Below are 2,327 nucleotides of genomic sequence, written 5' to 3' on the forward strand. Positions count from 1 at the left end.
GGACAGGCCGATGCCGCCGATCACCGCCACCAGCACGATGTCGTAGAGCAGGGTCGAATTGACGACGCGCGTGTTGATTGAATGCAGGCTGGCCGCTGTGAGCAGGCCGGCGATCAGCGCCACCACCGCCGAAAGCGCGTAGCGCAGCACCAGCATGGGGCGCACCGGAATGCCGATGTTGCGCGCCGCGACCGGGTTGTCGCCGGCGAAATAGATGAAGCGGCCCCATTTGGTGTAGCGCAGGAACAGGAAGACCAGGAACGCCAGTCCGGCAAAGACGAAGACCTCGACCGGTATGTCGAGGAAGCGCACGCCGCCGAGCAGCTCCACCCAATGGCCTTGCGGCACCGGAACGGCATCCTGCGTGATCAGTTGCGAGCGCACATAGCCGAACACGAAGGAGCCGGTAGCCAAAGTGACGAAGATCGCCGGAACGTCCGCATAGGCGACCAGAAAGCCGTTGAGCAGGCCGATGGCTAAAACGCCCGCCAGCACATAGGCGAAGGCGAGCCCATCCGAGGTGCCGGTGTTGAGCAGTTGCAGATACCAGGCGACCGACATCGCCATGATCGCCACCGCCGACAAATCGATGCCGCGGCCGATGATGACGACCGCCATGCCGAGCGCAAGGATGCCGAGCACGGACACCGACCGGACGATTGCCACCAGATTGTCGGCGGTCAGGAACCCGGGCAAACTGAGCGCTGCAGCAGCGAACAGAAGGATGGCGATGGCAAAGACAATGCCTTCCTGATTAAGGCGCCTCCAGTTCGGCCAGCCGATCGCGTTCATCGCTTTGTCTTTCGCCCCGATGGCAAGGCCCTGCAAGCCGCCATCCCGCACGAAAGCTAATCGGCCCGACAGCGGCTCGTCAAATGAATCCGCGTTCAAGGACCGCGCCTCTCCGACTATTTTCCGAGTGGACGCATCGATTGCCGTAACTGGCGCAATAGGCGGAAACTCTTGGGCTTTTTGGCGGCTCGTTGCCCCGATCACGCGGCTCGCGGAAGAACCCGTTCGAGGGCGACGCGGCCGGCGGAATTTGAGTCCGCGAAATCCCCCCGGCCCGACCTCAATTGTTCGTCGAATGCCCCGAAACCTCGGCGCCGGCATTCGCCGGCAGCACCAGGAAACGCGTCGCCGCGGCAAGACCAAGCAGGCCGATCGCGACGAAGGTGATTCTGAAGTCGACGAGGTCGGGCAAGGCTTCGCCCCTGAAGATCTGCGACAAGTTGAGGATCGCCGCCGCGATCGCCACGCCGAACAGCATCGAGATCTGCTGCAGCATGCTCGAGAGCGTCGCCGCCGAGCTTCGCTGCGGCGCGCCGATATCGGCGAAGGCCAGCGTGTTCAGCGCCGTGAACTGCATTGAGCGCGTAAGACCGGCGACCAGCATCAGCGCCGCCACCAGCACCTGCGGCGTCTGCGGCGAGATCGCGCCGCAAGCCATGATCGCCAGCGATGCGATCGCCCCGTTCACCACCATCACGGTGCGGAAGCCGAAGCGCCTGAGCGTCGGCGTCGTGACCGTCTTCATGCCGAGATTGCCGAGGAAATAGGCCAGCACCAACAGGCCGGCATCGACCGGACGCAGACCGAAGCCGACCTGAAACAGCAGCGGCAAAAGGAATGGCGTGGCGTTGATCGCGACACGGAAGACGGTGCCCGCGGCAAGCGTTGAGATCGCGAAGGTCAGCACCTTGAAGGCCGAAAGGTCGAGCAGCGGATGGCGGGCCAGCAAGAGATGGCGAACGGCGAACCAGCCGATCACGATGCCGATGCCGATGGAGCCTATCGTCGGCAGCAGGCCGTCCTCGGGATGCGCCAGGCGTTCGAGCCCGTAAAGCATCACCGCAAGGCCGAGCGAGGTGAGGAAAAAGCCAGGCCAATCGAATGGCTTCGCCTCGGAATCGCGGTCGCCCGGCACGAAGCGGGCAACCAGCGCAAGCCCGGCCAGCCCCAGCGGCGCGTTGATGAAGAAATTCCAATGCCAGGAGAGATAGGTGGTGATGAAGCCGCCAAGCACCGGCCCGACCACCGGCGCGAACAAAGCCGGCCAGGTGATCAACGCCGTCGCGGCGATCAGCTCGGATTTCTCGGCGTTGCGCAGCACCAGGATGCGGCCAACCGGCGTCATCAGCGCGCTGCCCAGGCCCTGCACGATGCGAGCGGCGACGAACTCCGTCAGGCTCTGCGAAAAGCCACAGGCAACCGAAGCCAGCGTGAACAGCGCGATCGCCAGGAGGAAAATATTGCGCGCGCCAAAACGGTCGGCAAGCCAGGCCGACAGCGGCACGAACACCGCCATGGTCAGCATATAGGCGGTG

The 2,327-nt window shown here is 64.2% G+C and carries 2 protein-coding genes; both read right to left on the reverse strand.

The window, feature by feature from the left end; genetic code table 11:
- Positions 1 to 792: ABC transporter permease (locus EOA24_RS34685; RefSeq protein WP_133374782.1), on the reverse strand; the 792-nt coding region annotated here is incomplete at its 3' end.
- A gap of 280 nt (positions 793 to 1,072) precedes the next feature.
- Positions 1,073 to 2,317, reverse strand: a complete 1,245-nt coding sequence (locus tag EOA24_RS34690; protein ID WP_245501922.1) for an MFS transporter — start codon at positions 2,315 to 2,317, stop codon at positions 1,073 to 1,075.
- Positions 2,318 to 2,327: the final 10 nt, after the last annotated feature.

Origin of the sequence: Mesorhizobium sp. M2A.F.Ca.ET.039.01.1.1, assembly GCF_003998035.1 — a bacterium.
Classification (GTDB): domain Bacteria; phylum Pseudomonadota; class Alphaproteobacteria; order Rhizobiales; family Rhizobiaceae; genus Mesorhizobium.